General features: G+C 67.9%; 32 protein-coding genes. 10 read left to right on the forward strand and 22 right to left on the reverse strand.

Annotated elements, in window-relative coordinates:
* The first annotated feature begins 35 nt into the window (after positions 1 to 35).
* Together ABDZ81_RS04335 and ABDZ81_RS04340 are read left to right on the forward strand one after the other, a co-directional pair.
* Positions 36 to 725, forward strand: a complete 690-nt coding sequence (locus ABDZ81_RS04335) for a potassium channel family protein (RefSeq protein WP_343772642.1) — start codon at positions 36 to 38, stop codon at positions 723 to 725.
* Between the two features lies 1 nt (position 726).
* The gene (locus ABDZ81_RS04340; protein ID WP_343772643.1) at positions 727 to 957 is read left to right on the forward strand and encodes an Lrp/AsnC family transcriptional regulator; all 231 of its coding nucleotides are present in this window, start codon (positions 727 to 729) and stop codon (positions 955 to 957) included.
* Between the two features lie 197 nt (positions 958 to 1,154).
* Here the strand turns inward: ABDZ81_RS04340 and ABDZ81_RS04345 are convergent, their stop codons facing one another.
* From ABDZ81_RS04345 to ABDZ81_RS04355, 3 genes are all read right to left on the reverse strand, one after another.
* Entirely contained in the window at positions 1,155 to 1,895 is a 741-nt protein-coding gene (locus tag ABDZ81_RS04345) for a hypothetical protein (protein ID WP_343772645.1), read from the reverse strand.
* 219 nt (positions 1,896 to 2,114) lie between these two features.
* Positions 2,115 to 2,639, reverse strand: a complete 525-nt coding sequence (locus tag ABDZ81_RS04350) for a DUF5813 family protein (protein WP_343772647.1) — start codon at positions 2,637 to 2,639, stop codon at positions 2,115 to 2,117.
* A 40-nt stretch (positions 2,640 to 2,679) separates the two neighbouring features.
* The gene (locus ABDZ81_RS04355) at positions 2,680 to 3,063 is read right to left on the reverse strand and encodes a DUF7522 family protein (RefSeq protein ID WP_343772648.1); all 384 of its coding nucleotides are present in this window, start codon (positions 3,061 to 3,063) and stop codon (positions 2,680 to 2,682) included.
* A gap of 183 nt (positions 3,064 to 3,246) precedes the next feature.
* On the opposite strand from ABDZ81_RS04355, the gene sppA reads away from it, so the two are divergent.
* The 3 genes from sppA (at position 3,247) to ABDZ81_RS04370 (ending at position 6,324) form a co-directional block, all read left to right on the forward strand.
* A complete protein-coding gene (sppA, locus tag ABDZ81_RS04360; protein WP_425541898.1) occupies positions 3,247 to 4,251 on the forward strand; it encodes a signal peptide peptidase SppA in 1,005 nt (334 codons plus the stop codon).
* A gap of 86 nt (positions 4,252 to 4,337) precedes the next feature.
* Positions 4,338 to 5,519 carry a DUF373 family protein gene (locus ABDZ81_RS04365; RefSeq protein WP_343772649.1) on the forward strand — a complete coding sequence of 394 codons (1,182 nt, stop codon included), beginning with the start codon at positions 4,338 to 4,340 and terminating at the stop codon, positions 5,517 to 5,519.
* Positions 5,520 to 5,595: 76 nt separating this feature from the next.
* On the forward strand, positions 5,596 to 6,324 hold the full coding sequence (locus ABDZ81_RS04370; RefSeq protein ID WP_343772650.1) for a diphthine--ammonia ligase: 729 nt from the start codon (positions 5,596 to 5,598) through the stop codon (positions 6,322 to 6,324).
* 42 nt (positions 6,325 to 6,366) lie between these two features.
* Here ABDZ81_RS04370 and ABDZ81_RS04375 read toward each other — a convergent pair whose 3' ends face one another.
* Positions 6,367 to 7,335 (reverse strand): nucleotidyltransferase family protein, encoded by a 969-nt coding sequence (locus tag ABDZ81_RS04375; RefSeq protein ID WP_343772651.1) that lies wholly within the window; start codon positions 7,333 to 7,335, stop codon positions 6,367 to 6,369.
* A gap of 156 nt (positions 7,336 to 7,491) precedes the next feature.
* Here ABDZ81_RS04375 and ABDZ81_RS04380 point away from each other — a divergent pair, with 156 nt between their 5' ends.
* Positions 7,492 to 9,318 carry an SLC13 family permease gene (locus tag ABDZ81_RS04380; protein ID WP_343772652.1) on the forward strand — a complete coding sequence of 609 codons (1,827 nt, stop codon included), beginning with the start codon at positions 7,492 to 7,494 and terminating at the stop codon, positions 9,316 to 9,318.
* A gap of 66 nt (positions 9,319 to 9,384) precedes the next feature.
* On the opposite strand, the gene ABDZ81_RS04385 is transcribed toward ABDZ81_RS04380, so the two are convergent.
* The 9 genes from ABDZ81_RS04385 to ABDZ81_RS04425 all read right to left on the reverse strand — a co-directional run bounded on the left by ABDZ81_RS04385 (position 9,385) and on the right by ABDZ81_RS04425 (position 16,869).
* A complete protein-coding gene (locus tag ABDZ81_RS04385; RefSeq protein WP_343772653.1) occupies positions 9,385 to 11,079 on the reverse strand; it encodes a Coenzyme F420 hydrogenase/dehydrogenase, beta subunit C-terminal domain in 1,695 nt (564 codons plus the stop codon).
* Entirely contained in the window at positions 11,072 to 12,811 is a 1,740-nt protein-coding gene (locus tag ABDZ81_RS04390) for a nitrite/sulfite reductase (RefSeq protein ID WP_343772654.1), read from the reverse strand. Before ABDZ81_RS04390 ends, ABDZ81_RS04385 begins: the two co-directional genes overlap by 8 nt.
* Positions 12,812 to 12,989: 178 nt before the next feature.
* Complete coding sequence (locus tag ABDZ81_RS04395; protein WP_343772655.1) at positions 12,990 to 13,673, reverse strand: haloacid dehalogenase type II; 684 nt, start codon at positions 13,671 to 13,673, stop codon at positions 12,990 to 12,992.
* Positions 13,674 to 13,740: 67 nt separating this feature from the next.
* The gene (gene ftsY, locus ABDZ81_RS04400) at positions 13,741 to 15,015 is read right to left on the reverse strand and encodes a signal recognition particle-docking protein FtsY (RefSeq protein ID WP_343772657.1); all 1,275 of its coding nucleotides are present in this window, start codon (positions 15,013 to 15,015) and stop codon (positions 13,741 to 13,743) included.
* Positions 15,016 to 15,018: 3 nt separating this feature from the next.
* Entirely contained in the window at positions 15,019 to 15,486 is a 468-nt protein-coding gene (pfdA, locus tag ABDZ81_RS04405; protein ID WP_343772659.1) for a prefoldin subunit alpha, read from the reverse strand.
* Entirely contained in the window at positions 15,483 to 15,656 is a 174-nt protein-coding gene (rpl18a, locus tag ABDZ81_RS04410) for a 50S ribosomal protein L18Ae (protein ID WP_256391877.1), read from the reverse strand. The genes pfdA and rpl18a overlap by 4 nt, the downstream gene beginning before the upstream one ends.
* 114 nt (positions 15,657 to 15,770) lie before the next feature.
* Positions 15,771 to 16,436: a translation initiation factor IF-6 gene (locus ABDZ81_RS04415; RefSeq protein ID WP_343772661.1), complete on the reverse strand. Its 666-nt coding sequence runs from the start codon at positions 16,434 to 16,436 to the stop codon at positions 15,771 to 15,773.
* A 2-nt stretch (positions 16,437 to 16,438) separates the two neighbouring features.
* Positions 16,439 to 16,717 (reverse strand): 50S ribosomal protein L31e, encoded by a 279-nt coding sequence (locus tag ABDZ81_RS04420; protein ID WP_343772663.1) that lies wholly within the window; start codon positions 16,715 to 16,717, stop codon positions 16,439 to 16,441.
* A complete protein-coding gene (locus ABDZ81_RS04425; protein ID WP_256391880.1) occupies positions 16,717 to 16,869 on the reverse strand; it encodes a 50S ribosomal protein L39e in 153 nt (50 codons plus the stop codon). Before ABDZ81_RS04425 ends, ABDZ81_RS04420 begins: the two co-directional genes overlap by 1 nt.
* Before the next feature lie 201 nt (positions 16,870 to 17,070).
* Here ABDZ81_RS04425 and ABDZ81_RS04430 point away from each other — a divergent pair, with 201 nt between their 5' ends.
* Positions 17,071 to 17,802 (forward strand): class I SAM-dependent methyltransferase, encoded by a 732-nt coding sequence (locus ABDZ81_RS04430; RefSeq protein ID WP_343772664.1) that lies wholly within the window; start codon positions 17,071 to 17,073, stop codon positions 17,800 to 17,802.
* Positions 17,803 to 17,883: 81 nt separating this feature from the next.
* Entirely contained in the window at positions 17,884 to 18,546 is a 663-nt protein-coding gene (locus tag ABDZ81_RS04435; RefSeq protein WP_343772665.1) for an MBL fold metallo-hydrolase, read from the forward strand.
* A gap of 78 nt (positions 18,547 to 18,624) precedes the next feature.
* Here ABDZ81_RS04435 and ABDZ81_RS04440 read toward each other — a convergent pair whose 3' ends face one another.
* The 6 genes from ABDZ81_RS04440 to ABDZ81_RS04465 all read right to left on the reverse strand — a co-directional run bounded on the left by ABDZ81_RS04440 (position 18,625) and on the right by ABDZ81_RS04465 (position 22,082).
* A complete protein-coding gene (locus ABDZ81_RS04440; RefSeq protein WP_343772666.1) occupies positions 18,625 to 19,065 on the reverse strand; it encodes a hypothetical protein in 441 nt (146 codons plus the stop codon).
* 112 nt (positions 19,066 to 19,177) lie between these two features.
* The gene (locus ABDZ81_RS04445; RefSeq protein WP_343772667.1) at positions 19,178 to 19,930 is read right to left on the reverse strand and encodes an MBL fold metallo-hydrolase; all 753 of its coding nucleotides are present in this window, start codon (positions 19,928 to 19,930) and stop codon (positions 19,178 to 19,180) included.
* A gap of 109 nt (positions 19,931 to 20,039) precedes the next feature.
* Positions 20,040 to 20,285 (reverse strand): hypothetical protein, encoded by a 246-nt coding sequence (locus ABDZ81_RS04450; protein ID WP_343772668.1) that lies wholly within the window; start codon positions 20,283 to 20,285, stop codon positions 20,040 to 20,042.
* Between the two features lie 13 nt (positions 20,286 to 20,298).
* Positions 20,299 to 20,775 carry a DUF7112 family protein gene (locus tag ABDZ81_RS04455; protein WP_343772669.1) on the reverse strand — a complete coding sequence of 159 codons (477 nt, stop codon included), beginning with the start codon at positions 20,773 to 20,775 and terminating at the stop codon, positions 20,299 to 20,301.
* 26 nt (positions 20,776 to 20,801) lie between these two features.
* The gene (locus ABDZ81_RS04460; RefSeq protein WP_343772670.1) at positions 20,802 to 21,512 is read right to left on the reverse strand and encodes a hypothetical protein; all 711 of its coding nucleotides are present in this window, start codon (positions 21,510 to 21,512) and stop codon (positions 20,802 to 20,804) included.
* Between the two features lie 153 nt (positions 21,513 to 21,665).
* Positions 21,666 to 22,082: a 30S ribosomal protein S6e gene (locus ABDZ81_RS04465; RefSeq protein ID WP_343772671.1), complete on the reverse strand. Its 417-nt coding sequence runs from the start codon at positions 22,080 to 22,082 to the stop codon at positions 21,666 to 21,668.
* Between the two features lie 99 nt (positions 22,083 to 22,181).
* Between ABDZ81_RS04465 and ABDZ81_RS04470 the strand changes: the two genes are divergently transcribed.
* Both ABDZ81_RS04470 and ABDZ81_RS04475 read left to right on the forward strand, forming a co-directional pair.
* Positions 22,182 to 23,414 carry an MBL fold metallo-hydrolase gene (locus ABDZ81_RS04470; RefSeq protein ID WP_343772672.1) on the forward strand — a complete coding sequence of 411 codons (1,233 nt, stop codon included), beginning with the start codon at positions 22,182 to 22,184 and terminating at the stop codon, positions 23,412 to 23,414.
* Positions 23,415 to 23,452: 38 nt separating this feature from the next.
* Entirely contained in the window at positions 23,453 to 23,758 is a 306-nt protein-coding gene (locus tag ABDZ81_RS04475) for a cupin domain-containing protein (RefSeq protein ID WP_343772673.1), read from the forward strand.
* Between the two features lie 6 nt (positions 23,759 to 23,764).
* On the opposite strand, the gene ABDZ81_RS04480 is transcribed toward ABDZ81_RS04475, so the two are convergent.
* The 3 genes from ABDZ81_RS04480 to ABDZ81_RS04490 form a co-directional block, all read right to left on the reverse strand.
* Positions 23,765 to 24,334 (reverse strand): endonuclease dU, encoded by a 570-nt coding sequence (locus tag ABDZ81_RS04480; protein WP_343772674.1) that lies wholly within the window; start codon positions 24,332 to 24,334, stop codon positions 23,765 to 23,767.
* The gene (locus ABDZ81_RS04485) at positions 24,331 to 24,504 is read right to left on the reverse strand and encodes a DUF5786 family protein (protein ID WP_343772675.1); all 174 of its coding nucleotides are present in this window, start codon (positions 24,502 to 24,504) and stop codon (positions 24,331 to 24,333) included. The genes ABDZ81_RS04480 and ABDZ81_RS04485 overlap by 4 nt, the downstream gene beginning before the upstream one ends.
* Positions 24,505 to 24,680: 176 nt before the next feature.
* Entirely contained in the window at positions 24,681 to 25,634 is a 954-nt protein-coding gene (locus ABDZ81_RS04490; RefSeq protein WP_343772676.1) for an aminopeptidase, read from the reverse strand.
* Positions 25,635 to 26,039 lie beyond the last annotated feature (405 nt).

Raw genomic sequence — 26,039 nt, forward strand, 5'->3', positions numbered from 1 at the left:
TAAAGTTATTCAAGGGCCGCCGCGTAGAGGCTGACATGCGGTTTGTTATCATAGGAGCGGGTCGCGTCGGACTTCGAACCGCCCGCGTGCTGCAGGAGGAGGGCCACGAGGTGACGCTCATCGAACGCGATCCCTCGAAGGCCGAGCGCGCCCGCAAGCAGGACTACGAGGTGATCGAGGGCGACGGCTCGCGGGAAGACGTGCTCGAAGACGCCGGCGTGGGCGAGGCCGACGCGCTCGGCGCGCTGTCGGGCGATCTGAACACCAACTTCGCCGCCTGCCTGATCGGCGACCACCACGGCTGCCGCACCGTGCTGCGGATCGACGAGGACTACCGCGAAGATATCTACCGGAAGTACGCGCGCCAGGTCGACGAGATCGTCTACCCCGAGCGCCTGGGCGCGATCGGCGCGAAAAACGCCATGCTGGGCGGCGACATCCGCGCGATCGCCGACATCGCCCAGCACCTGCAGGTCGTCGAGCTGACGATCACCAGCGAGGCGCCGACGGCGGGCTACACCATCAGCGAACTCCAGCTCCCCGCCAACGCGACCGTGCTCGCTTTCGGCAAGCGGGACGCCCCGCTGGCGATCCCGACGCCCGACGAGTCGATCGAGCCCGGCGACCGGCTGATCGTGCTCGCGGACTTCGACGTGCTCGACGACGTCAGACAGATCCTGGTCGGCGACGCCAGTCGCGCGACCGCTCAAGCGGGGGGTATCTGAGATGGTCACCGCCTACGTCATGATCAAGGCCAACACCGGCGAGGCCGACCGACTCCGCGACGACATCGAATCGATCGAGGGCGTCGAGCACGCCCGCATCGTCGCCGGCGACGTCGACATCATCGCCAAGGTCGCCGTCGGGACGCCAGCCGAGGTCAAGGACATCGCGGCGACGGCGATCCAGGAGGTCGACGGCGTCGAGGACACGCAGACGTACATCGCTATGGACTAAATACCACACTACGACCTTTTTCCCGCTCGGGTCGCCTTCGGCGACCACTCGCGGCAAAAATCTCGGCCAAAAAGGCTGCTCGCTCACTTCGTTCGCTCGCAGCGAAACGGCGGCGAAGCCGCCGTATGCTTTTCACCAGCTCTGTCGAAACCCTTTGTGGACCACGGCATTCGATAGAGAGAAGCGATTGCTCGGTGTCATTCGCGTATCTCATCGTCGTCGTCCTCAACGAGGCCCCCTTCGTCGTTCCAACTACACCAATCTCTGTCTGGGCGAGGGTCAGGGCCTGCCCATCCGACTCCATCAGAGTGGATTACAATCTGATCGGGTTTTTCTACACTGGTCTCTGACCATGTCACTTCTTCCTCGTGAACCTCCCCACCAGTCTGAATTTTAAGTGTAGCACGATACTGTCCGTAGGGGTAGTCGTTTCCGTCGGTAAGGGCGGTTTCACTCCTGGCACGGAGGGTTATCGTGTCCTCGAGAAGGAGGCTTCCTTCGTGTTCAATACGTAGATCAACCGTCACATCGGTCTCCATTCCGTTATCTATGACTGGGAGGGTAGCCTCCTTGGGAACGACCTCTTCGCTACGGAGACGCGTGACTCCGTCGTCAGTCGTGACGGTCATATTGTAATAGCGTCCAGTGGCCAGGAGATAGGATTCTTCGATAGAGAGGACCTCATTGAGAATCAGTTCACCGTCAGTCTCGTACACACCGTTTTCGATTGCTGTGTTCGCTTCTTCCTTTGCTGGCTTTGGGAGATCATCCAGAGACACGAACATATCCGGACACTGCTCGTACGTGATGGCGTTGTCCTCCTCAGTGGTGTTTTCCGGGTTGTTGGAGTCGTTAGTTTCTCCACTCCGATTCCCAAGGCATCCTGCAAGGCTAGATACTACAATCCCAGCGCCGAGAAGGAGTCCACGTCGTTTCACAGACAACACGTTCCGTCGAACATTGTAAGTGTTTTCTGGTGATCTTACAGGTCAAGCAGGTGCTGTCAATACGCGTATCTACTGAACGGTTGCTTCGTGGGGGATACTGGTTGACCGAAAGGACCTCTTACTCGGAAACGGCGCCGATGCCGCCGGACGCTTGCGGTGCTAAAAGAATCCTGACGACGCCTCGATCCGGCGTGCCGTGGTCGCTCTCCCCTACAGCGGCGTCCCGCCGCGATTCGTGGACTCGCTGTCGGCGTTCTTCTGGGCGCGATTCAGGAGGCCGGCGACCGGCTCGCCGTACTCGTAGCCGGGGATGACGCCCTGGACGTACGTCCCTTCGACGTAGTCGATCAGCGCCTTGGCGTCGTCGGCGCCCTGATCCGCGGTCCACGCCTGGACGCCGAAGCGCGCGACGACCTCGTCGTCGAAGCGCTCGATCTCGGGGTCGAGGCGGTCGCTAGACTTGACAACGTCGTAGGCGTCGTCGAGGCGGCGTTCGAGCGTGTCGAACCAGCCGTCCTCGACGACCTCGGCGACCGTCTCGCTCTCGACGACGGCGTCGAGCGACGGCACGCGGACCTCGACCTCGAACGTGGCGTCGCGGTCGCCGGGCGCGGGCGAGAGCGTCGCGACGGCGTCGAACGGCGTCGTCGTGCAGCGGTACTCGTCGCGTTCTCCCTCGAAGGCGCCGTGGCGCTCCAGCGCTCGGTGCGCGGCGTCGGGTACGTCGTCGGTCATCGTCGAAAACAGGCGCCGCGCGGTGTTGGGCGTTGTGCTTTCAGAGCTCGTCGCGGAGCACTTCCCGGAGCGAAGTAGTGACGTTCTCGAAGTCCTGCATCGTCAGCCCGTCTGTCGTGACGAACACGCCCTCGCGCTCGTCGGTCACGCGGACGAGGTAGCCGTTGTCGAACGCCCGGATCGTGTAGTTGTAGTTCCCCAGCTCGGTCCCCTCGTAAGCGGCGTGGGCCGTCTTGAAGTCGTGCCACTCGTGGCCGATGAAGCTCGTCAGATCGGCGTCCTGCTCCAGATCGTCCCGCAGGTACAGCTGGTCGTAGTCGTCGCGCGTGAAGTACGTCACCGACCGGAGGCTGTCGCCGATCGCCGTCCGGCTGACCGTGACGATCTTGTCGGCCGCCTCGTCCGCGAGTAGGTTGCTCGCCATCCTAGCTGGTCCTTGCGGACAGCCCTACAAGAAACTGCCCCCGCCGGCACCCCCTGCCGCACTGCGAACCGCGACGCGGCTCGTTACCGACGGTGCGACTCGGCGCCGACGTTGCGGTTCGGCGCCGACGTTTTATGCACGGTCGGGCCCCACACCGGAGTATGCAACGCCGAGGTGGCTGCGGTGGGTGATCGACTCCGCGGGCTCGCGACGCTCGCGGCGGTACTGGCGGGCGCGGCGATCGCCGCCGCGATCGGGTACGTCCTGTTCGTCGAGTTGCCGGTCGGGCTGGCGGAACTGCTCGGAATCGTCCTGACGCTGGCGCTCGCGCTGCTCGGCGCGAAGCTGGCGGGCAACGCCGTCCGCTCGATGGCGCCGGGCTACGACGTCGCCGAGGTCGCCGTCGAGGGGCCGATCACGCGCGACGGCGGCGGCGGGCCGCTGCCCAGCCAGCCGGGATCGACGCCGGCCGACGACATCGTCGAGCAGATCGAGCGCGCCGACGCCGACGACGCGGTCGACGCCCTGCTGGTCAGGCTGAACACGCCCGGCGGCGAGGTCGTCCCGAGCGACGACATCAAGCTCGCCGCCGAGGCGTTCGACGGGCCGACGATCGCGTACGCCCAGGACACCTGCGCGAGTGGCGGCTACTGGATCGCCAGCGGCTGCGACGAACTCTGGGCCCGGGACGCGACGGTCGTCGGCTCGATCGGCGTGATCGGCTCGACGGTCAACGCCGCCGATCTGGCCGAGAAGGTCGGGCTCAGCTACGAGCGGTTCGCGGCCGGCGCCTACAAGGACGCCGGAACGCCGCTGAAGGAACTGGACGCCGACGAACGCGAGTACCTCCAGGGGATCGTCGACGACCTCTACGACAACTTCGTCGAGCGCGTCGCCGAGGGCCGAGACCTCGACGCCGAGGCGATCCGGGACACCGAGGCCCGCGTGTACCTCGGCGAGGACGCCGCCGAGATCGGGCTCGTCGACCGGCTCGGCACGCGCGAGGACGTCGAAGACGAGCTGTCGGAACGGCTCGGCGTCGACGCGGTCGCGGTCGAGGAGTTCGAGCCCGAGCGGGGCATCGCGGCGCGCATGCGCGGCGGCGCCGAGCGGGTCGCCTACGCGCTTGGTGCCGGCGTCGCGAGCGTGGCTGCCGACGACCGCGAGATCGACCTGCAACTGCGCTGAGGCGCCCCCAGAATCGGGGGTGACCGCGCCTTGCAAGATTACGCCGAGACGAGAGTTTTTATTCCGGGGCCGATATGGTTCCGACAGTGACAACGCTGGTGCTCTGCGTCGATCGGGCGAACGACGTCGGCCGCAAGACCGGCCTGGAGACGCCGGTCGTCGGGTGGGAGGCCGTCCGCTCGCTCGTGATCGACGTCGGCCTCGCGGACCCCGAAGACTCGAGCGTCAACTCGCTGCTCGAGACGCTCTCGGTGGCCCGGGAGCTGCGGGACGGCGACGACGACGCCGTCGTCGCGGTCGTCTCGGGGGTCAGCGACTCGATGGTCGGCGCCGACCGCACCGTCGCGCGCCAGCTCGACGAGCTGATCGAGACTCACGACCCCGACTCGGCGGTCGTGGTGATCGACAGCGCCGAGGACGAGCGCCTGGTGCCGATCGTCGAGAGCCGGCTGCGCGTCGACTCGGTCGACCGCGTCGTCGTCCGGCAGGCCCGCGACATCGAGTCGACGTACTACCTGATGAAGCAGTTCCTCGCCGACGAGGAGCTGCGCCAGACGGTGCTAGTGCCGATCGGGCTGGCGCTGCTGGCGTTCCCGGCGCTCACGCTGGTCACCGGCATCGCCGAGGCGATGGCGACGATCACGGCCGTCATCGGCGTGTTCCTGCTGTACAAGGGGATCGGCGTCGACGACGCGCTCCGGGGGCTGGCGACCCAGGTCCGGGACTCGCTGTACTCCGGGCAGGTGTCGGTGGTGACCTACGTCGTCGCCGCCGGGCTGACGCTGGTCGGCGTGTTCGCTGGCGCGCTCGGCGTCTCCGATCTCTCGACCACCGGCGACGCGTTCCTGCCGGCGATGACGTTCGCCCACGCGAGCGTCCCCTGGCTGGCGATGGCGGCGCTGGCGGCCTCGACGGGGCGGCTGCTCGACGAGGTGATCCAGAACGACCGCGTCCGGCCGTCGTACCTCCACCTGCCGTTCGTGGTCGTCGGGCTCGGCCTCGTCGTCCGGGGGTTCGCGGGCTACTTCCTCGAACGCGCGGGGCAGGTGCCGCCGATCGACGTACCCTCGATCGAGGCCGGGGCGGTGTCGGTCGAGGGGTTCACGCTCAGCCTGGGCAACCGGCTCGGCGTGTTCGTCGTCAGCGGCGTCCTCGTGACGCTGATCGGCGTCCGCGTCGCCACCTCGCTGAGCGGCTCGGCGATCGAGGACGCCGAAGCCGAGCTGCCAGAGGGCGACGACGGGAGCCCGTCGAACCCCGATTCGTAGGGTGCGGTCGGTTCCCGCCGCGACGCGGCGGCGGCGCTTCGACGCATCTATCCTCCGGCGCTCCCGATGGGACGGTATGGCAGACGACGCCGGCCGCTGGGTCAGCCTCTTCTCGGGCGGCAAGGACTCCTCGTGGGCGCTGTACCGCGCGCTCGAACGCGACCTCGACGTCGGGCGACTCCTGACCGTGCATCCCGAGGGCGACTCCTACATGTACCACGTCCCCGCGACCGACCTCGCGAGCCTCGCCGCCGAGAGCGTCGGCGTCCCGCTCGTCGACGTCCGCCCGGACGACTTCGAGGCCGAGGGCGTCGCCGACTCGGGCGCGCAGGGCGACGCCGAAGTCGAACCGCTGGAGGCCGCGCTGCGGGAGCTCGACGCCGAGCTGGAGGGCGGCGTCGCGGGCGTCACGGCCGGCGCGGTCGAGAGCGAGTACCAGACTAGCCGGATCGAAGCCCTGTGCGACCGCCTCGGGATCGAGCTGTTCGCCCCCCTGTGGCAGCGCGATCCGCGCGAGCTCGCCGACGAGATGCTCGACACCGGCTTCGAGATCCGGATCATTCAGGTGGCCGCGCAGGGTCTCGACGAATCCTGGCTCGGACGGCGCCTCGACGCCGACGCGCTGGCCGATCTGGAAGCGCTCAGCGAGGAGTACGGCGTCCACATCCTGGGCGAGGGCGGCGAGTTCGAGACGCTCGTGACCGACGGCCCGCACATGGATCGGCCGATCGAGCTGGAGTACGATACGGAGTGGGACGGGACGCGCGGGAGCGTGCGGATCGCGGACGCGGGGCTTGGCGAGTAACTGTACCGGAAGACGAGCCGGCAAAAGAGCGGAGGCCGCGGGCTACCCGCCGTTCGAGATCTGCGTGTGCGCGCCGATCAGCGCGCCCTGGAGGTTCAGCCCGTCCAGGTCCGTCTCCCGGTCGATGATCGACGACCGGATGTCACAGTCCCGCAGCGTCGCGTCGGGGAACACGATCGACTGGTCGAGATCGGAGTCGAGCACCTCGGCGTCGGGCATCACGTGGACGTTCGTCCCGAGTCGGGAGTTCTCGATCGTCGCCGTCTCGGCGACGTGGTTATCGCCCCCGAGATACCAGGCGATCGCCTCCAGGTAGCTCTCGGGCGTGCCGATGTCGAACCACGCCTCCTCGAACGTGAACGCGTGGACCGACCGGCGGTCCTGGAGCCACTGGATGAACCAGCCCGGCTCGTCGGGGTTGTTGCCCGAGTCGAGGTACTCCTCGAGCAGGTCGAGCGCGTCCGCGGGGAAGCCGTAGCACGCGATCGAGACGAGCGTGCTGTTGGGGTCATCGGGCTTCTCCTGGAAGTCGACGACCTCGTCGCCGTCGATATCGACGAGGCCGTAGGACTTGGCCTTCTCTCGGGAGCCGACGTCGTAGGCGGCCAGCACGGGCGAACCCTTCTCCTCGAAGAAGTCGACGAACTCGGAGACGTCGAAGCTGATGAGGTTGTCGCCCGCAATCACGACGGTGTCTTCCTCGACGTTCTCGCGGTCGACCAGCTGAGCGAGCGCGCCGACGACGCCGAACTTCTCGTCCTCCGCCACGGTCTCCTCGATCGTCAGCGTCGGCTTCTCGAAGGGACTCTCGGCGAGGTGCTCGCGGAAGTCCTCGGCGAAGCGCTCGTTGGTCGAGACGAACACCTCCGAGATGCGGTCGTCGTCCTCCAGATCCGCGAAGATTCGGTCGATAACGGTCGTGTCGCCGATCGGGAGAAACATCTTGGGCCGATTCTTCGTGATCGGCCAGAGTCGGGTGGCGTAGCCGCCGGCCAGAACGATCGCTTTCATACACCAACACTCGTAGACCGCCACTAAGGCCTTTTTGCTCCGCGTCGTCGGGCTGCGGTTTTCGACGCGTCGTTCGGCGGGTCGGAGACGGACCGACGCCCCGACGGTCCGGTGTTATTACCCGCGCCGTGGAACAGTCGGTGGAGGGACCTGTTCGTGAGATGGGGGGTGGTCGCGGCGGGGCAAGTACAGCCGCCGCCGACCGACGCGCTTGTGGTGTTCGGGCTCGTCGCACTGGCGTTTCTGGCGTTCGTCACCGAGCCGCTGCCGATCGACGTCTCGGCGATCCTGCTGATCGTGCTGCTGGCGGTGCTGGAGCCCTGGACGGGGATCTCATCGGCCGAGAGCATCTCGGGGTTCGCCAGCGAGGCGACGATCACCGTGCTGGCGATGTTCGTCCTCAGCGAGGGGATCCGGCGGACCGGGACCGTCCAGTTGCTGAGCCGCCGGATCGTCGCGTTCGCGGGCGGGGACGAGCGAAAGCAGCTCGCGTCGATGATCGGCGTCTCGGGGCTGTCGTCGGGATTTATCAACAACACGCCGGTCGTCGCCGTGATGATCCCCGTCGCGACCGACGTCGCGAACCGGACGCGCACGTCGCCCTCGAAGCTGCTGCTGCCGGTGTCGTTCGCGTCGATGTTCGGCGGGATGCTGACGCTGATCGGCACCTCGACGAATCTGCTGGCCTCGGACGTCTCCGCGCGGCTGCTCGGCGAGCCGTTCTCGATGTTCGAGTTCACGCGACTCGGCGCCGTGGTGCTGGTCACCGCCGCGGTCTACCTGCTCGTCGTGGGCCGGCACCTCGTCCCGGCGCGGATCCCGCCCGACGAGGAACTCACCGAAGAGTACGGGATGGGGCCGTACCTGACGGAGGTGGCGGTCGGGGCTGCGGCGCCGCTGGTCGACCAGCGCGTCGCGAGCGCCGCCGCGCTGGCCGACGTCGAGGTGCTGGAGGTGCTCCGGGGCGGCGAGCCGGTTCCGACCGACGATCCGCGGATCGAAGCCGGCGACCGGCTCGTCCTGAAGGCCACCGGCGAGGCCGCCGCCGACCTGTCGGAGCTTCGCGGCGTCGACGTTCTGCCGGACGCGAACGTCGGCGACGCCGACCTCGCGACGCCGCGGGCCGATCGCGACGTGCTGGCTGAGGTCGTGCTGACGCCGCGGACGGGGACGGCGGGCGGGACGCTCGCCGAACTGGAGTTCGGCGCCGAGTTCGACGTCGCGGTGCTGGCGCTGCGCCGCGGCGAGACGGTCGTCCACGAGCAGATCGAGGACCTGCGGCTCCGCGGCGGCGACACGCTGCTGGTCCGGGGCGACGAGGCGTCGATCCGGCGGCTGCGCGAGCACCGCCACTACGTCGTCGCCCAGGAGATCGCTCGCCCCGCCTACCGCACCGAGCGGATCCCGGTCGCGCTCGGCATCGTCGGCGGCGTCGTCGCGCTGGCGGCCCTGAACGTCGTCCCGATCCTGACGGGTGCGCTCGCGGGCGTCGTGGCGATGGTCGCGACCGGCTGCGTCAGACCCGGCGAGATCTACGACGCCGTCGACTGGAGCGTGATCTTCCTACTCGCGGGCGTGATCCCGCTGGGCGTCGCCCTCGAGCAGTCGGGCGGCGCGGCGTTCCTCGCGAGCCTCGTCGTCGCGGGCGCCGGCGACTACCCGCCGATCGTCGTGCTGGGGCTGTTCTACCTTGCGACGACGCTGATGACCGAGATCGTCAGCAACAACGCCAGCGTCGTGCTGATGATCCCGGTCGGCGTCGACGCGGCGAGCCGGATCGGCGCGGAACCGTTTGCGTTCGTGCTGGCGGTCACGTTCGCGGCGAGCACGTCGGTGCTGACGCCGATTGGCTACCAGACGAACCTGATGGTGTACGGCCCCGGCGGCTATCGCTTCTCGGACTACTTCCGGGTGGGCGCGCCGCTGCAGGCGATCATGCTGGTCGTCACGACGCTGGGCATCGCGTTCTTCTGGGGGGTGTAGCAGTGCCCCCTGACGCCGCGGCTCTACCTCGCGGCGTCCGACCGCCGTGTGGGGGGTCGTCCCGCTTCAGTGCCCCGCGTCGTGGGGGTTCATCTCCGTACCGTACTGCTCGGCGTGGTCGGTGTAGTCGATGAAGCGCGGCGCGTCGGGGTCGAAGGGGCGCTCCAGCGAGTCGAACGCCTTCTTCTTGTCCCAGCTCTGGAGGCCGCCAACGGCGCCCCGATCCTCCAGATCGTGGTACTCCAGGTCGGGCTCGGTCAGCTTCCAGGCGTCCAGCCCCGTCTCGGTGCGGACGATCACGCTGGAAAACTCGTCGCTCGAACCGACCGACCCCACGGTCAGGTCCGCGCAGTAGCCGGTGAAGTCGGCGCACTCGTCGCAGCCCTTGAGGGCGGCGTCGTGGAAGTTCTCGACGTCCTCGATCAGGAGCGACTCGCCGTCGTGGTCGTAGACGCGCATCTCGCCGTCGAGCACGTCCATCTTCCCGATCTCGTCGGGTGAGATGCCGCGCTCTTCCTCTAACTGTTCGCCCATCAGCGAGTAGTAGTTGAAGTTCTTCGTGCACATCAGCGCGACCGTGTAGTCGATCGCCCGGACGCCGGCGTCCTGACTCTGGTAGTCCCACTCGAAGTCCTGCAGCGCGCGGATCCCCTCTATCTCGCAGGGCGTGCCCACGAGCGCGAGCGAGAGGTCTTCGGGATCCTCGTCGGGGAGCTTGTGCTCCCACTGGTCGAGTCCGAGGTTGCCCAGCGCCATCGTCTGGTTGTAGATCGTCCCGGTGTTCTCGATCAGCTCCTCGGGCGTGGTCGCGAGGAAGCTCTCGGCCTTCCAGGCCTCCTCGTCGGACTCGGTCGCGATCAGCGCGCCGTCGATCTCGCCCGCCTCGAGCAGGTGGATCAGGACGCTCGTGACGACGCCGCCGTCCTGGCTGCCCTCGCGCCAGTCGTCCTCGACGCGCGCGGAGAACTCCGTGATCGGGTCGCCCGCGCCCGAGACGTTGTCGTCGCCCCCGGTGATCTTCCACTGGCGCTCGTAGCGCAGCCCGCCGCGCGGGCAGAAGTCCCAGCACAGCGAGCAGCCCGTGCACATCTTGACGAGCTCCGGCAGATCGTCGTCGCCGATGCCGATCGAGTCGGAGGGGCACGCCGCGACGCAGGTGCCACACTGGATACACCTGCCCTCGTCGATGACGGCCTCGTCGAGCTCCATGAACCAGGTCTTCTCGTCGGGCGTCTCGATGTCGTTCATCGCCGAGCGGATCTCGTAGCCCGGCGTCTCCAAGTCGGCGCCCTCCGGCAGCTGGACGCGCCTGTCCGGCGGATCGGAGCCCTCGCCGTCGATCTCCTGACTGACGCCCTCCGCGGGGTCGGTGAACTCGACGTTAACGAGCTGGCCGTCCGGCGAGACGTTGGCGGGCGTCGCTCCGCCGTCCGCGACTGCCCGCTCGCCTCCGCCGTCGTCGCAGCCGCAGGAACTGCAGCCGCAGTCGTCGCCCGACTCGTCCGGGGTTACCCCGTCAGAAGCGGCGTCCCCGGCGTCCGTATCGTCCTCCGGTCCGACCTGATCGGCCGGGACCGTTCCCGACTCGGTCGCCGGACGCTCGACGCCGGCGCCGTCGACGCTCGGCACCGACGCGGCGTCCTCGCGAGGCGACGCCGAGCGAGGGCTCGACGAACTCTGTTCGTCGGCGTCCTCGTCGTCCGCTGTCTCGGGGACGCCGGGGAGTGGCTGATCGTCGGCGTTCGGGTCCTCGCTAGTCATCCGCGGCCACCCCCTTCGACACGGGCGCGTCGGCGTCTCGCATGATCGCCCGGAGCCGGTCGTTGTCGACGCCGCGAGTCCACTCGTAGAACCGCTCGCCGTCCGCCCGATCCTCCGCGTAGGCGTCGAACAGCTGTTCGAGCGCCGGGATCACGGCGTCCGCTGGGACGGCGCTCTCGACCCAGTCGAGGAACTCGTTGTCCGACCCGAGGCTGCCGCCCAGCCCGAAGTCCATCCCCTCGACGAGGTCGTCGGCGTCGCCGTCATCGTCGGTGTCGAGTTGGACGGTCTCCCCCCGAAATCCGATATCGGCGATCTGGGGCTGGGCGCAGGAGGCCGAGCAGCCCGACATGTGCATCCGCACGACGTCCAGATCGTCCGGCGTCTCGATCTGCGCGTCGAGCTCGCGCGCCCAGCGCTTCGTGCGCTTCTTGGTCTCGATGATGCCGTAGTTGCAGAACTCGCTGCCCGTGCAGCCCACCGCGCCGCGCGAGAACGGGCCGGGATCGGGCTGGTAGTCCGCCGCGAACGGTTCCGCGAGGAGGTCGTCGACGTTCTCCGCCGGAATATGGGTGATCAGGAAATTCTGGTCGGTCGCGAGGCGGACCGTCGACTCGTCGGTGCCGTACTCGCGGGCCGCCCGCGCCGCCGCGGCGAACTCGTCGCCGCCCATCCGGCCCGTGATCACGTTGAAGCCGACGTATTTGAGCCCGTCCTCGCGCTGGTCGTGGACGCCGACGTGGTCGCCGGCGTACCCCTCGGTGAGGTCGGTGCCCCGCTCGTGCAGGTCGACCGAACAGCGCTCGCGGATGGCTTCCTCGAATTTCTCGGGACCGAGCTGCTCGACGAGGTAGCGCATCCGGCAGACGCCGCGGTTGTTCCGATCGCCCAGCTCTTTGAACGTCTGGGCGACCGCGCGGCAGAACTCGACGGCGTCCTCGGGCAGGACGAACACGTCCAGGTTCGAGGCCATCCGCGGACCGTCAGAGAGCCCGCCGCCGACGCGGGCGTGGAAGCCGTAGTACTCCTCGCCACCGTCGGACCCGTCCGACGAGCCTCCGGCTTCGCCGGAGACGTCGATCTCCTTCCTGGCGGGCGTCATGCCGACGTCGTTGATCTGGGACTGCGCGCAGTCGTGCTTGCAGCCGGTGATCGTCATCTTGAACTTCCGCGGAAGGTTGCCGTACTCCCGGTTCTCGGTGAAAAAGTCCGAAACTGTGTCGATGACGGGCTGGGCGTCGAAGCACTCGTGGTCGTCCAGCCCCGCGGCGGGACAGCCCAGCACATTGCGCGCCGAGTCGCCGCAGCCCTGGATCGTCGTCAGCCCGACCTCGTCGTACCGGTCCCAGATCTCGGGGACGTCCTCGATCTCGACCCAGTGTTTCTGGATGTCCTGGCGCGTCGTGATGTCGAGGTAGGCGTCGCCCCACAGCTCGTTCTGCTCGGCGCCGCCGTGTTCGTCGGGCGCGGTGGCGTACTCGTCGGCGACCTCGCCGATCACCTCGGCCTGCTCGGGCGTCAGGCGCCCGCCCGGCACCTTCGTCCGCATCATGTAGTAGTCCTCGTGCTTCCCGTGGGCGTACATCCCGGCCCACTTCAGGCGCTCGAACTCGCCGTCGTCCTCGGCCGCGACGATCTCCTCGAACCCCAGCCCCTTCTCGGCGTACTCCTTGACGTCCTCGATGACGTCCAGCGGGTGCTTGTCCTGCTTCCACTGCTCTACCGTATTCATTTCAAGCACCTCCGTTCAACGCGTTTCAGAACCGTGATACTCGTTGCCATTTGTCGTAGGACGAAACTACGCCCACGCCTAAAGCCCCCCGCGTCACGGCGACACCTGACGCCGGTCCGGGGTGCAGGCGAGTGTCTCCGCTATCTATGATGGTCGTTGCTGATAGTATCCGTGCCGCTCAGGCGTCCAACTCGTCGGCCAACTCGTGGAACGACTCGACCGGCACGTCCGGCTCGATCTCGTAGGGACCCCACATCGTCCCCGATCGGTTCACCCACGCACCCTGCATCCCGGCGTCGACGGCGCCCGGCACGTCCCACCAGCCCGCCGCGGCGAACGCGACGTCCTCGATCGGCTCGCCGATCCGGTCGGCGGCGTGGCGGTACACCTCGGCGTCGGGCTTGAACGTCTCCACCTCGGCGACGCTGATCGCGTCCTCGACGTACTCGTCGATGCCGGCGTGATCGAGCAGCGTGTCGAGCATCTCGGGGCTGCCGTTCGAGAGGACGTACAGGTCGTAGCCCGCCTCGTGAAGCCGTTCCATCCCTTCCGGGGCGTCCTCGAACACGTCCAGTTCGTCGTACGTCGAGAGGATCGCCTCGCGCTCCTCGGCGGTCGTCTCGGCGCCCGCGGCGTCCAGCGCGTACTCCAGCGCGGCGCGGTTGTACTCGTAGAACGAGTCGTACTCGCCGACGTGGTTGGCGACCATCGCGTAGTTGAGCGAGCGCTCGCGCCAGATCTTCGAGACGAGTTCGGGCGAGTCGACGTGCTCGGCGAGCGGTTCTTCGACGGTCGTCACGTCGACGATGGTGCCGTAGGAGTCGAACGCGACGGCCTCGACGGCGTCCGGATCGAGCGACATGGGCCGGACTTCGACGCGCTCCGAAAAGAAACGTGGGGCGCCCGTGCGCCGGCGGCGGGCGACCGCGCTACCCGTCGATGCCGAGCAGGCGATCGACGAGTTCCTCGGGGTCGAACGGCTCGATGTCGTCGTACCCCTGACCGGTCCCCAGGAAGAGGATCGGCTTGCCCGTCACGTGGGCGATCGAGATCGCCGCGCCGCCCTGCGCGTCGGCGTCGGCCTTCGTCAGGACGGCGCCGTCGATCTCGGCGGCGTCGTTGAACTGCTTGGCGCGCTGGACGGCGTCCTGCCCGGCGACGGCCTCGTCGACGAACAGCGTCATGTCGGGATCGACCACGCGGTCGATCTTCGAGAGCTGCTCCATCAGGTCGTCGCTGGTGTGGAGGCGCCCGGCCGTGTCGCCGAGCACGACGTCGACGTCGTTGGCCTCGGCGTACTCGACGGCGTCGTAGATCACCGCGGCGGGGTCCCCGCCCTGCTCGTGGGTGATGATCTTCTTGTCCAGCGCCTCGGCGTGCTCCTCGATCTGCTCGTTGGCGCCGGCGCGGTACGTGTCGCCGTTGGCCAGCACCGTCGAGAGCCCGCGCTCCTCGAAGTAGCGGGCCATCTTGGCGATCGAGGTGGTCTTGCCGACGCCGTTTACCCCCGTAAACACGATCGTCAGGGGCTTGTCGGCCTCGGCGACGCGCTCGTCGAAGTCGAACTGCCCGACGCTGATCACTTCCAGCAGGGCGTTCTTGAGCGCGCGCTGGACGACGCCGGTCGTCGACTTCGTGAACCGGTGGGTCTCGCCGACCAGCTCCTCGCGGAGCGTCGCCATGATCTCCTGGGCGACGCTGAACTCGACGTCGCTCTGGAGCAGCGCCATCTCGAGCTCCTCGAGGGGCGCTTCGAGGTCTTCCTCCTCGATGACGGTCTGGCCGGTCGCGAACGACTTCGCGCGCTTGGCGAAGCCCGGTCCGCCGTCCTCCTCGTCCTCGGCGACGGTGTCGGTGACGGCGCCGGCGACGTCCGCGCCGCCGTACTCGTCGGCGTCGCTCGACGCCTCGGCGTCCGTCGACTCGCCGGCGTCGGCCTCGATCTCTGTTTCGGCTCCGTGCTCGGCGTCGTCGCCCTCAGGCTGGGTCGCGTCGGACCGGGCCGCCGCGGCGGCCGCTTTGGCGTCTGCGGCATCCGAATCGGCGGCACCAGCGTCGGCTTCCGCGGCGTCATCCTCGGTCTCCTCGACCGCTTCGGCTTCCGCGGCCGCGTCCTCGCTCTCGGCTTCCGCCGCCTTCTCCTCGGCGGTCTCCTCGACGTCCTCCCGGAAGCTCCCGAGCTTGTCCTTCAGGCTGTCGAACATGCGCTACTCGTCGCCTTCTTCCTCGCCCTGCATCTGCTGCATCTGCTGTTGCATCTGCTGCTGCTGGAGCTGCTGAGCCTTCTGCTCGAGCTGCTCGCTCTCGGTCTCGAGTTCGGCGATCTCCTCGTTGACCTCGTCGATGCGGTCGTCGAGCGTCTCCTTCTTGTTCTCGAGCGTGTCGACGGCGTCGCCCTGCTCCTGCTCTGCCGCGTAGCCGCCGCCGAGACTGACGATGACCTCGTCGATGTCCTGGACCTCCGCGCGGAGGTAGGCGTCGCCGCCCAGCGGGACCTGCACGGTCGAGCCGGTCTCGAGCGTCTCGATGGCCTCGATGGCCTCGTCGACCTCGGTCTTCTCCTGCTGCAGATCGTCGACTTCGCCCTCAAGGGCCTCGATCTGCTCCTGGAGCTCCTGGAGCTGCTGGCTGAGTTCCTGCAGTTGCTGCTGACCGCCGCCGCCACCGCCCATCATTGTGCCACCTCGTCGATCTCGATCTGGCGGCGCTTCAGACCGTGCTTGCTGCCGAAGTTCGAGTAGACGTACTCCTCGGCGACGTCGTCGTTCTCGGCCTCTACCTCTGTCTGGAACGTTTCCCACCCGTCGCGGGCCTCGAACCGTCCGCTAACCGAATACTGGTTCATGTCCTAACCTGCGTCGGGGAGTCGGAAGAATCTTCCCTTCCGTACCGGGTCGAGGATCGGCGATCGGAGCGTCGAAATCTGCAGGACAGCGGCGTCGCGGCCGGCGTTGGCCGATCAGTCGATGTAGCCCAGCGCCGACTCGATCCGACCCAGCTCGGGGCCGGTGGTGTCCTGGCCGACGACGTAGCCGTGCTCGTTGGCGAGCAGGCCCGAGCCGACCAGCGGCGCGCCGTAGTTGATCGTCCCGACGTCGGCGCGGACGTCGAGCAGGTCCTCGAGGTAGTCGAGTTCGGAGTCGGACGTCTTGGGGTGACAGAGCACGCCCTCGTCGTTGACGACGGCGGCCGTCCCGACGGTCCGGACGCCCGCGAGGTCGCCCTGCTCGACCGGGACCTCGAGCGCGCGCTCGACGGCGTCGATCGCTTCCTCGGGCAGCTCCGGGTGGGCGTACGCGCCGTAGTCGTTGGCGAGTACGACGTTCCCGGCGGCGTTGATCCGACCGGGCAGTTCGACGATCGGGGCGTCGACGGCCTCGGCGAGCCGGTCGCGCTCGCGGTCGGTGACGCGACTGCTGACCAGCAGTCCGTTCTCGTTACCGACGGCGAGCGCGCCGACGGTGGCCGAGCCGGCGATCGTCGTGGGCGTGGCCGGCACGCCCAGCTCGTCGCCCAGATCTTCGATCAGATCGTCGTCGGCGTCGGGACGCACCAGCAGGTGATCGTCCGTGGCGCGCGCGAAGACGCCGACGTACGCCGATCCTGTGAACGCGGCGCGAAGCAAAGTTACTCTGCGTGCTCGGCTTCGACGATTGCCTCGCCCTCTTCCTCGAATCGGGCGGCGCGCACGCGGAGCTTGCTCGGCGGTTTCTTGCGGCCCTGGGACCAGATCGCCTCGTTGATCGAGGGGTCGAGGCGGACCTGCTCTCCGTCGACGGAGAAGTGCTTGGCGAGGTGCTCGCGGAGGAGCTTCATCGCCTTGTCGGCGGCTTCGTGCTTGGGTGCGGCCTTGGCGTCGCGCAGGGGAACGGTCATGACCCGCTCCTCGAACTCACCGGCGCTCATTATTCGTCAGTGCTCTGGCGCCGCCAGTTGCGCCGCTTGGGGTTGCGAGTGACTTCACGGTCCGTCTTCAGCATGACCCACGCCGGAACGCGGCTGTTCTGGCGCTCCAGCTTGGAGAGGCGCTTCTTCTTGGCCTTCGATTTCTTACCCATAGTGGGCGCATCTACCCGACCGTAGCTTAAAATCTTGTTCCTTTGCGGGCGGAGCCCCGCCGCGGGCACCGAGGGCGCCGGGGAGCCACGTCGACGCCGTCGGAGCGACGTCGCGTCGCGCGCTCGCGGTCGACTGCCGCCAACGCTGTTTCTTCCGGCGATCGAACCGATGAAGTGACCGCCGGGCGAACGCCCGATCGCATGGATTCGTCCGCGCGCGAACGCTCCGGCCCGTTCGGCCGCATGGTCTGGGACTACCACGAGGGCGAGCTCGACGAGCAGCCCCGCCACCGTCGGGACGACGGCGAGGAGAGCGAGGCGCCTCTGGAGTGGTACTTTTCCGGTCCCGATGCGTGGCCCGAGGTCGAACACGAGGCCTTCGCGGACGTCAGTGGACGGGTGCTCGACGCCGGTTGCGGCGCCGGGCGCACCGCGTTGTGGCTCCAAAAGCAGGGGTACGACGTCGTCGGCGTCGACCGCAGCCCCGGCGCCGTCGCGGTGGCGCGCGATCGGGGCGTCGAGAACGCGGTCGTCGGCGACATGGGCGACCCCGGACTGTTCGGGGACAGCTTCGACACGGTGCTCGTCGCCGGCCAGCAGGTGGGCGTCGCCGGCGATCGGAACGGCGTCCGCGAGCTGTTCGACGCCTTCGCCGAGCTCACGGGGCCGGACGGACGGGTGATCGCGGACGTCTCGGACCCGACAGAGGCGCCGCCGGAGTTCCGCGAGTACCTCGGCGACGTCTCGGACGGCACCGCGACGCGGACGTTCCGTACCGTCTACGACGGAGCGATCGGCGATCCGATCACCCTGATGATGTTCTCTCCCGACGCGCTCCGTGAGCTCGTCGCCGAGACGCCGTGGTCGATCGAGACGCTGTACGGCGTGGACGAGGAGGGCGGGCACTTCTACTTCGTGCTGGATAAATCGTAGCCGGGATCGGCGTCGGCACGACGCCGATGGCCCTCGCCGCAACCCCACCGTTTTTCGACGCTGGCGTCCGTCCACCCGCGCATGGACGTCGTCACCGTCACGGCCGACGCCGAGAGTTTCACCTGCAACGCCTACCTCGCGCTGGGCGAGCGCGACGTGCTGGTCGACGCCGGCGCGATGCCGGGCGTCGAGGACGTCGTCGCCGAGCACACCGATTCGCTGGACGCCGTCGTGCTGACCCACCAGCACGGCGACCACGTCCAGGAGCTCGACGCCGTGCTCGACGCGTTCGGCGCCGAGCTGTACGCTTACGCCGACCACCCGCGCCGGACGCACGAGATCGCCGACGGCGACGAAGTGGCGATCGGCGACGAGTCCTTCGACGTGGTCCACACGCCCGGGCACGCGGACGATCACGTCTCGCTGCTCAGCGAGTCGACGATCTTCAGCGGCGACGTCGTCGTCCACGACGACGGCGCGTTCGACTACGGCAGCTTCGGTCGGACCGACATGGCCGGCCAGTCCCGCGAGGTGCTGATCGAGAGCATCGAGCGGATTCTGGAGCGGCTTCCCGACTCGGTTAGCGCGAGCGAAGCGAGTGCTGGCTCGTCAGACCGACGGTCTGACGGTGTCGAGCACATGTACGCCGGCCACGGCGACGAGTTCCACGGGGACGTCGAGGACGTGATCCGGACGGCGCTCGAACGGGCCGAGAAGCGCGAGCCGAAGTACCCCGACGAGTAATAGCGTTCTCCGGTCCGAACTGGTCGATTTCGTGATCCGGGCAGCCTGAACGACCGACGAGTGGAGTCGGTGCGATCGTCACTCCATCGTCACGTGCTGGCAGTCCGCCCCCATGCGGAGCTCCGGCGTCCCGTCAGTCCCAGTTTCGATCCAGAGTTCGATCCCGGCCCAGTTGGGATCGTCGCAGGGGAGCTCGGGCTGCTCGAACCCCGGCCAGTCGCGTTCGAACCGGGTTCCGTCGACCGTCACGACGACGGTCTCGGGGTCGGTCGCCTCGGGAAACGGAGCGTGCTCGTCGGCCTCGTTGCTGTCCGAAAGGGCGTAGTCCTTCTCGAAGACGGCGTCGCCGCTGTCGTCTCTCACGGTGACGCCGACGTCGTACGTCTCTTCACGGTCGGCGAGATACACTGTCACCCAGTGGGCGGGCGTCGGCGACGAACTCTGGGTGGTACACCCCGAGACGCCGACGAGTGCCGCCCCCGCACCGGCGAGCAGCGATCGTCTGTGTATGGAGGGCATCCACCGGGAGAAGTCAATTGTCTTACCTTAATCCTGCTATGAGGAGTACATAGCCGAACGTACTCTCACCTCGATTTCGCAGACTAATTGCTACTGATTCCGATGGATCTACTCAACCCAGATACGTCTCGAAATCCTGTCCCAACTCGAACCCGTGTTCTTCGGCGGTTTCGACCATCGTTTCCGTCGGACCGTCGAAAAATTCGTTGACGTGGACGAGGACCGTTCGATCCGCCGCCGCTTCGCCGACTATCTCCACGAAGTCGATCTCGTCGTACAGGTCCTCTTGAAGGATCGGCGACCCCTCCACGAACAGGAGATCGGCGTCCCGGTATTCGGCGCCTGCAGGTCGATCGGGACAGAATCGTTCGACGTCCGGAGCGTACACCACTTTGGTCCCCTCGTGATACACCGCGAATCCGACCGTATCGAACTCCGGTCGACCGTGCGCGACCGGGAACGGAACGACGGTGAGATCTCCGACTGTGACCTGATCACCGTGTTGGATGGTCTCAACGTCGATATCGTCGACCAGGTACTCGCGTTCGTTTCGGAGATGACTGATTGCAGTTTCGGTCATACGAACGTCGGTCCCCACGTGCGGCACGAGGAGACCGAGGTCGTCGATGCCGCCGGCGTGATCGTGGTGGAAATGCGTCACGAACGCGGCGTCGAGCGTGTCGATCTGGGCTTCGAGGACCTGTTCGCGCACGTCAGGACTGACGTCGAGCATGACGGTCGCCGCCGCAGTTTCGACGAGGAGTCCCGGCCGACGGCGTCGTCGTTCGGCGCCGATCGACTCCAGGTCCGTGAACATCGGCGGGACGCCCGTCATTTCTCCGCTTCCCAGTAGAGTGACATTCATATCTTTTCTCTCGAAGAGTCTCTGAAAAGCGTGCTGGTGGGTGGCCTGCTTACGCGTTTGCTCGCTACTCGGTGATTGGCCACTGAATTCCGGTCGGCCTTTCGGCGATTCACTCGTCGGAGTCTGGCAGTTCGACCCGGTAGTCGTCGGGATCGTACGAATCGACGAGCGAGAGCAGTAACAGGACGGAAAACGCAACGACGGTGACGTAGAACGCGTCCAACGACACCGGTCCGACGCCGATTCGGTGGATGCCCGGTTCGTGGAACGCCAGCGTGTAGGCCAGTCCGACGGCCCCGATCACGGGATGGTGGTAGTAATCGATCTTCGACAGAATCCGGAGCCAGCGTTCCATGCTGTAGCCGACCTCAGTTGTCTTCCAGTTGCTGTGCGATCGACGCCAGGCTGTCGTCGGGCGCCTCGGTGGCGTCGTAGAAGACGCGCTCGCCGGGCTCGCGGACGCCGTACTTGAACCCCTCCTCGATCACGTCGACGAGCACCGACTGGCCGAGTTCCAGCCCCTTGTCGTCGGCCCACTCGACGAGCCGGTTCGACGCCGAGTCCGGATCGCGCGCCATCGAGGGCGCGTCGTAGGCGCCGGGGATCGACCGGTCGCCGGCGTACTCCTCGATCTTCGCGTGGCGCTCGCTCCCGTCCACGACGAGGCGGACGACCTCGCCGGCGGGGAACGCGTCGGCGTCCCGACGAGACGACGCCGAGTCGGGGCTCGACGAGCTTTGCTCGTCGGGAAGTTCGATCGCCGGGCGGCTCGTCGACCCGCGCCGGGCCAGCGTGGCGCGGACGGTCGTGATCGACTCGTGGTCGGAGGCGACGCGGTCTGCCATCACCGGTTGGTCCGGTCCCGCTGCGCTTAAAACGTGCGTCGCCAGATCGCCAGCGCGCCGACGCCGAGCGTCGCCATCGCCCCGCCCAGCGCCGCGAGCGCGCCGGGGAGCAGCCAGCCGGCGCCGAACGCCGGTTCCCGGGAGACGGCCCGCGTCAGGCGCTCGGGCGGCGACCGGAGCCCGTCCGGAACGTCGAGCAGCGACACGTCGATCGGGTCGCCGCCGATCGATCCGGGCGCGTCGGCGTCCGCCGGCGATCCGTTGGCTGTCGCGCCCGCGACGCCGTCGACGCCCGTGAGGTTCTCCGCGGCGACGAGATCCGACGACCCGTTCGAGAGATCGATGCCGTCGACGGACACGTTCTCGAAGCCGGCGTCGGACAGATTTCTGATGTCGATCCCATCAGGGAACTCGTCGATCGATGGTGCGGATTCGGCATCGTCACGTTCCGCGTCGCCGCGATCGCGGTCGAGTTCGGTCACGACGGTTTCGGTCCCGGTGTCGGTATCGAGGACGACGAGGAGTACCGCCCGGCCGTCGTCGAGTTCGTTGACCGAGGCGTCGACGACGTGCGGTTCGGCAGCGTCGCTCGCAGTGGCGTTTTCGCCCGCTGTCGCGGAGGCCGAACCCGCGACCGCGCCGACCGACGCCGTCGCTACCAGAACGACGCCGACGACGATCGCGATCCTGCGGGCGACGCGACCCGCCGCCGCGGATCGATGCCGAAGCTCCCCCACGTTGTCTCGTAATCATCGACTTCCGTCATTAGTATGCGCAGCGTGAGGAACGGTAGACGGCGTCTGAACGGGAGTAAAGAGCTTCTACGGCAGTTGCGATCCGAGGAACGGTGCCGCGGCTGTCGGGCGTCGATCGACGAAAAAGTCGGGGAGTTACTCCTCGTCGTCGGCGTCCTCGGCGTCCTCGCCGCCCTCGCCGAGCAGCTCCTCGACGTCGGTGGAGCCGCGACCGGTGATCTTGGCGTTGATCTGGGCGACCGCGTCGCTGACCTCGGCGCCGCGGACGGTGACGCGCTTGCGCTCGCCGTCGCGGGAGGGGTCGTAGCCGACGCCGCCGGTCAGCAGCACTTCGCGGAGGTCCGGCCCGTCGACGTCCTCGCGCATCGGGCGCCCGGCGTCGTCGGAGCCGCCGGTGAGTTCGAGCGTGTAGCCGTCGAGGCCGACGGCGCCGCCGTCGACGTCCTGACCGAGCGATCGGCCGATGAAGCGGTTGGCGTCCTGTCCGTCTACGTCGCGCTGGTACGTCGCGCCCGTTTCGGGGTCCGCGACGACGACCTGAAAGCTTGCCATGAGCGAAAAGAGCGGGTGGCGACTCAAAAGCGTATTGAAACGGCGTTCGGGGCGGGGCGACCGACGAAGGGAAGCCGCTCGGGTCGCTTTACTCCGGCAATGGAACTCCGGATTCTGGGCGGTGCCCGCGAGGTCGGCCGCAGCGCGATCCTCGTCAACGACTCGCTGCTGCTGGACTACGGCGTCCTGACGGACAACCCACCGCGGTACCCCGTCGGCGACGTCGATCTGGACGCCGTCGTCGCGAGCCACGGCCACCTCGATCACGTCGGGGCGATCCCGTCGCTGCTGAGCGGGAGCGCCCGACCGCCGATCCACTGGACGCCGCCGACCCGGGAGCTCGCGCTGACGCTCGCGCGGGACACGTTGAAGCTTCACGGCGGAACCATGCAGTGTCCGTTCACCGAGAACGACGTCCGGCGCGTGACGCAAGTTTCGGAGCCCCACGGCTACCGGGAGACGTTCGAGGCGGCGGGCCACGAGGTGACGTTCTTCGACGCCGGCCACATCCCAGGGTCGGCGCACGTGCTCGTCGACGACGGCGAGACGCGACTGTTCTACACGGCCGACTTTCACACCGGGGATCAGCGCCTCGTCTCGGGCACCACCGCGCGGCCCGACGCCGACGTCGTGCTCTGCGAAAGCACGTACTCCGACGTCGACCACGAGGACCGCTCGGTCGTCGAGGAGCGGTTCGTCGAGAGCGTCGAGACGACGCTGTGGGAGGGCGGGACGGTCGTCGTGCCCGCGTTCGCGATCGGGCGCACCCAGGAGATGCTGCTGCTCTGCGAGGCCCACGACGTTCCATGCTACGTCGACGGCATGGGCACGGAGGTCACCGAGATGCTCCGCCGCCATCCCGAGTTCGTCCGCGACGCCGACGCCCTGCGGCGCGCGAAGTCTCACGCCCGCGTCGTCACGGGGCGCGACGGGCAACGGAAACGCATCGCCGACCAGCAGACCGCGATCGTGACGACGAGCGGGATGCTCTCGGGCGGCCCCGCGATGACGTACATCCCCGAGATCCGTGCCAACCCGACCAACAAGATCACGATGACCGGCTATCAGGTCGAGGGGACGCCCGGCCGAGACCTTCTGGAGACCGGCAGCGCCGAGATCGACGGCCGCGTGATGCCGGTGAGCGCCCGGGTCGAGCAGTACGACTTCTCGGCTCACGCCGACCGTGACGGAATCCTGTCCCTGCTCGAGGACTACCGCGACGCCGAGATTCTGGTGAACCACGGCGACCGCTGCGTCGCCTTCGCCGAGGAACTGCGCGAGGGCGGGTTCGACGCCAGCGCGCCGGAGCTGGGTGACGCGGTCACGGCGTGAGTCGAAATGCACTCGATCATCCCGACGAAAATACGTCTATGCGACGCGCTTCGCTCGACTTCGAGGGGTACTTCGAGGTCGTCGTGGAGACCGACGACGCCCAGGCCGCCCAGATGACCGTCGACCCCGGCCGCACGGTCGGCGGGCCGGACAACCGCCACCCCGACAGCGACCAGTGGCTGTTCGCCGCCTCGGGATCGGCGGTCGTCACCGTCGAGGGCGAGGACCACCGAGTCGAGGCCGGCGATCTGGTCTGCATCGAAGCGGGCGAGGGCCACGAGATCACGAACGACGGCGAGGCGCCGTTCGAGACCGTGAACCTGTACGTCCCGCCGCGGTCATAGCGCGAGCTACTCTCCGAACCGGTACGCGTGGCCCGCTCTGGCGACCTGGCGGGCCACCCGGAGCGGTTCCGGGCGCCCGCCGGCGGGCGTGAACTCCCGCACCAGCCGCTCGGCGGTCTCCTCACCGGCGCCGACGCAGCGCACGAACACCTCCTGGTCGTTCACCTCGACGCGACGCCGCGGCGGCTGGGCGCGGTACAGTTCGAGCCGCCGCTCCAGCGCGTCGCCCTCGAACGCCTGGGCGATGGCCGCTTCCAGCCCGTCGCTCTCCTCGAACGTTACCGACAGCACCGGCCGATCGACGGCGTCGTGGACGCCGTACAGGTCGACGACGTTGTACCACGACAGCGCGATACCCGCCAGAAAAACGTAGCGAACGTCCTCGCGCGCGAGCCGATCGGTCAGCGATCGGACGCTCTCGGTGGCGTCGGTGCCCCCGACCGTACAGCGCTCGAACCGGACTCCGTCGACCGCGCGGTCCGCGCGCACGACCGCGCCCGCCAGCGTCGACTCCTCGGCATCCCGCGACCCGTCGTACGATTCGGCGACGCCGAGCGCCCGCGTGCCGGGCTTCAATCGTCTTTGATGTCCTGTAGCCGATCGAGGAGTTCGTCGTTCGATGCGCCGATCTCGAACTCTACGTCCCCGTCGTGTTCGTTGCTCGACGAGTCTACGCCCTCGTCGTCGATGTCGGCGTCAAAATCCTGGTTGTCCTGTTCGGACTCATCGTAGCTACCGAATCCCATACGGGTATGGATAGGGACTTGACCCACAAAAATTCCACGCAGAAATCGACACCGTGCCGCGATTGTATTTAGTGTTTGCCATTACCGTCCGCATCGAGAGGCGGTAAGGCGTCCTTGCAGCCGACCACCGCCGACCTTACCGGCGACAACCGCTGGCGACCCTACTGGTGCCGACCCTACCGATCGACGGCGGGCAGTTCGATCGCCTCGCCGTCGACCTCGACGGTCGGCTCCCGGAGGATGCCGTCGAGGTGCAGCGGCGCGTCGGTGTCGCCGCCGATGCCCGCGTCGTCACCGATCGCGATGTGGACCGTGCCGCCGGCCTTCTCGTCGAGCAGCACCGACCCCACGAGCTCGTCGACCGCGAGGTTCGTGCCGATGCCGAGCTCCGCGAGGTTGTAAGCGTCTCGACCGACTTCTTCGGCGGCCGTCTCGACCTGCTCGCGGATCTCGTCGTCCGAGATCTCGGTGACGAAGCCGTCCTCGACCTCGAAGCGAAGCCGCTGGCCCTCGTCGAGCAGCCCGTGGGGGCGCATCGTCCCGTCGACGACGAACGTGCCCGTGGCGGTCTCGGGACTGACGAACACCTCGCCGGCGGGCAGGTTCGAGAAGTCGCCGGGCTCGTGGACCATCCCGGTGTCGGCGAGCCACTCGCGGGCGCCGATGCCGAAGGTGATGTCGGTACCCTGGGGCGTCGTCACGCGGACCTCCTCGGCGTCCTCGACGAGGTCGAGCATCCGGTCGCACTCGGCGTCGATCGACTCGTAGTCGGCGTCCAGCCCGGCCGTGAAGACGTCCTCGGTGATGCCGGGCAGCGTCGCGCCGCGGGCGCCGGCGTCGCAGGCGTCCCCGCGAGCGCGGGTGTGACTGATGCTCTTGGTCGTCGGCGCGAGGAACACGTCTGCGTCGGCCATCGCTACGGCGACGGGCGCGGGCGGCTCCTCGCCGTGCTGGTCGCCCGGGGGGTACCGGAGAATCGTCGCCTCGTCGTCGATCTCGCTGGCGACGTCGTACAGCGCCTCGCCGATCGGCTCGCGCTTGTCGTCGGTGACGATCACGCAGGACTCCTCGGGGTCGAGCGCCAGGCACTGGCGCACCGCGGTCTCGGCGGCGTCGCGGAGGTCGCTCATGACCGATCCGTCGGCCGGCACCGGGTTAGGCTTTGCCCTCGGCCGACGAACGGCGTCCGACGCGGGCGGCACCTTGTCTCGCGTCGGGCCGGATTCCCTCGGCTCGCTGGTTCGAAAGCACGGCCTATGCGAGGTCGATCCGCGATCGAGGTGCGGCGGCGTCGAGCCGCGGCGGCCCGCGCGCCGATCGCGACCGGCGGGATCGGTTCCCGCCGAGTGCGGATCGTCGCGACGAGAACAATCCAGGATTACCCGACGCCCTCCGGCGGTGTGATAGTCTGTCTCGCTCTCGCACATGAATCCCTATAGCCCCTCCCCCCGGGGGTGCCCCCTAACCGAATAGCCGATCGAAACTAACGGCTATCGCTGCTATAGGGGAGTATGAACGAGCGAAACCAGTTCAGA

It is taken from the genome of Natronoarchaeum mannanilyticum (genome assembly GCF_039522665.1).
Lineage (GTDB): Archaea > Halobacteriota > Halobacteria > Halobacteriales > Natronoarchaeaceae > Natronoarchaeum > Natronoarchaeum mannanilyticum.

Bases quoted from the DNA above. Each gene is read 5' to 3' on its own strand.
- ABDZ81_RS04355 (WP_343772648.1), bottom strand. From the start codon at position 3,063: ATGGCGAGCAACCTACTCGCGGACGAGGCGGCCGACAAGATCGTCACG.
- ABDZ81_RS04435 (WP_343772665.1), top strand. From the start codon at position 17,884: ATGGACGTCGTCACCGTCACGGCCGACGCCGAGAGTTTCACCTGCAAC.
- ABDZ81_RS04475 (WP_343772673.1), top strand. From the start codon at position 23,453: ATGCGACGCGCTTCGCTCGACTTCGAGGGGTACTTCGAGGTCGTCGTG.
- pfdA (WP_343772659.1), bottom strand. From the start codon at position 15,486: ATGATGGGCGGTGGCGGCGGCGGTCAGCAGCAACTGCAGGAACTCAGC.
- ABDZ81_RS04395 (WP_343772655.1), bottom strand. From the start codon at position 13,673: ATGTCGCTCGATCCGGACGCCGTCGAGGCCGTCGCGTTCGACTCCTAC.
- ABDZ81_RS04370 (WP_343772650.1), top strand. From the start codon at position 5,596: ATGGCAGACGACGCCGGCCGCTGGGTCAGCCTCTTCTCGGGCGGCAAG.
- rpl18a (WP_256391877.1), bottom strand. From the start codon at position 15,656: ATGAACCAGTATTCGGTTAGCGGACGGTTCGAGGCCCGCGACGGGTGG.
- ABDZ81_RS04490 (WP_343772676.1), bottom strand. From the start codon at position 25,634: ATGAGCGACCTCCGCGACGCCGCCGAGACCGCGGTGCGCCAGTGCCTG.
- ABDZ81_RS04420 (WP_343772663.1), bottom strand. From the start codon at position 16,717: ATGAGCGCCGGTGAGTTCGAGGAGCGGGTCATGACCGTTCCCCTGCGC.
- ABDZ81_RS04430 (WP_343772664.1), top strand. From the start codon at position 17,071: ATGGATTCGTCCGCGCGCGAACGCTCCGGCCCGTTCGGCCGCATGGTC.
- ABDZ81_RS04350 (WP_343772647.1), bottom strand. From the start codon at position 2,639: ATGACCGACGACGTACCCGACGCCGCGCACCGAGCGCTGGAGCGCCAC.
- ABDZ81_RS04470 (WP_343772672.1), top strand. From the start codon at position 22,182: ATGGAACTCCGGATTCTGGGCGGTGCCCGCGAGGTCGGCCGCAGCGCG.
- ABDZ81_RS04485 (WP_343772675.1), bottom strand. From the start codon at position 24,504: ATGGGATTCGGTAGCTACGATGAGTCCGAACAGGACAACCAGGATTTT.
- ABDZ81_RS04375 (WP_343772651.1), bottom strand. From the start codon at position 7,335: ATGAAAGCGATCGTTCTGGCCGGCGGCTACGCCACCCGACTCTGGCCG.
- ABDZ81_RS04385 (WP_343772653.1), bottom strand. From the start codon at position 11,079: ATGACTAGCGAGGACCCGAACGCCGACGATCAGCCACTCCCCGGCGTC.
- ABDZ81_RS04425 (WP_256391880.1), bottom strand. From the start codon at position 16,869: ATGGGTAAGAAATCGAAGGCCAAGAAGAAGCGCCTCTCCAAGCTGGAG.
- ABDZ81_RS04335 (WP_343772642.1), top strand. From the start codon at position 36: ATGCGGTTTGTTATCATAGGAGCGGGTCGCGTCGGACTTCGAACCGCC.
- ABDZ81_RS04390 (WP_343772654.1), bottom strand. From the start codon at position 12,811: ATGAATACGGTAGAGCAGTGGAAGCAGGACAAGCACCCGCTGGACGTC.
- ABDZ81_RS04340 (WP_343772643.1), top strand. From the start codon at position 727: ATGGTCACCGCCTACGTCATGATCAAGGCCAACACCGGCGAGGCCGAC.
- ABDZ81_RS04445 (WP_343772667.1), bottom strand. From the start codon at position 19,930: ATGAATGTCACTCTACTGGGAAGCGGAGAAATGACGGGCGTCCCGCCG.
- ABDZ81_RS04455 (WP_343772669.1), bottom strand. From the start codon at position 20,775: ATGGCAGACCGCGTCGCCTCCGACCACGAGTCGATCACGACCGTCCGC.
- ftsY (WP_343772657.1), bottom strand. From the start codon at position 15,015: ATGTTCGACAGCCTGAAGGACAAGCTCGGGAGCTTCCGGGAGGACGTC.
- ABDZ81_RS04465 (WP_343772671.1), bottom strand. From the start codon at position 22,082: ATGGCAAGCTTTCAGGTCGTCGTCGCGGACCCCGAAACGGGCGCGACG.
- ABDZ81_RS04450 (WP_343772668.1), bottom strand. From the start codon at position 20,285: ATGGAACGCTGGCTCCGGATTCTGTCGAAGATCGATTACTACCACCAT.
- ABDZ81_RS04440 (WP_343772666.1), bottom strand. From the start codon at position 19,065: ATGCCCTCCATACACAGACGATCGCTGCTCGCCGGTGCGGGGGCGGCA.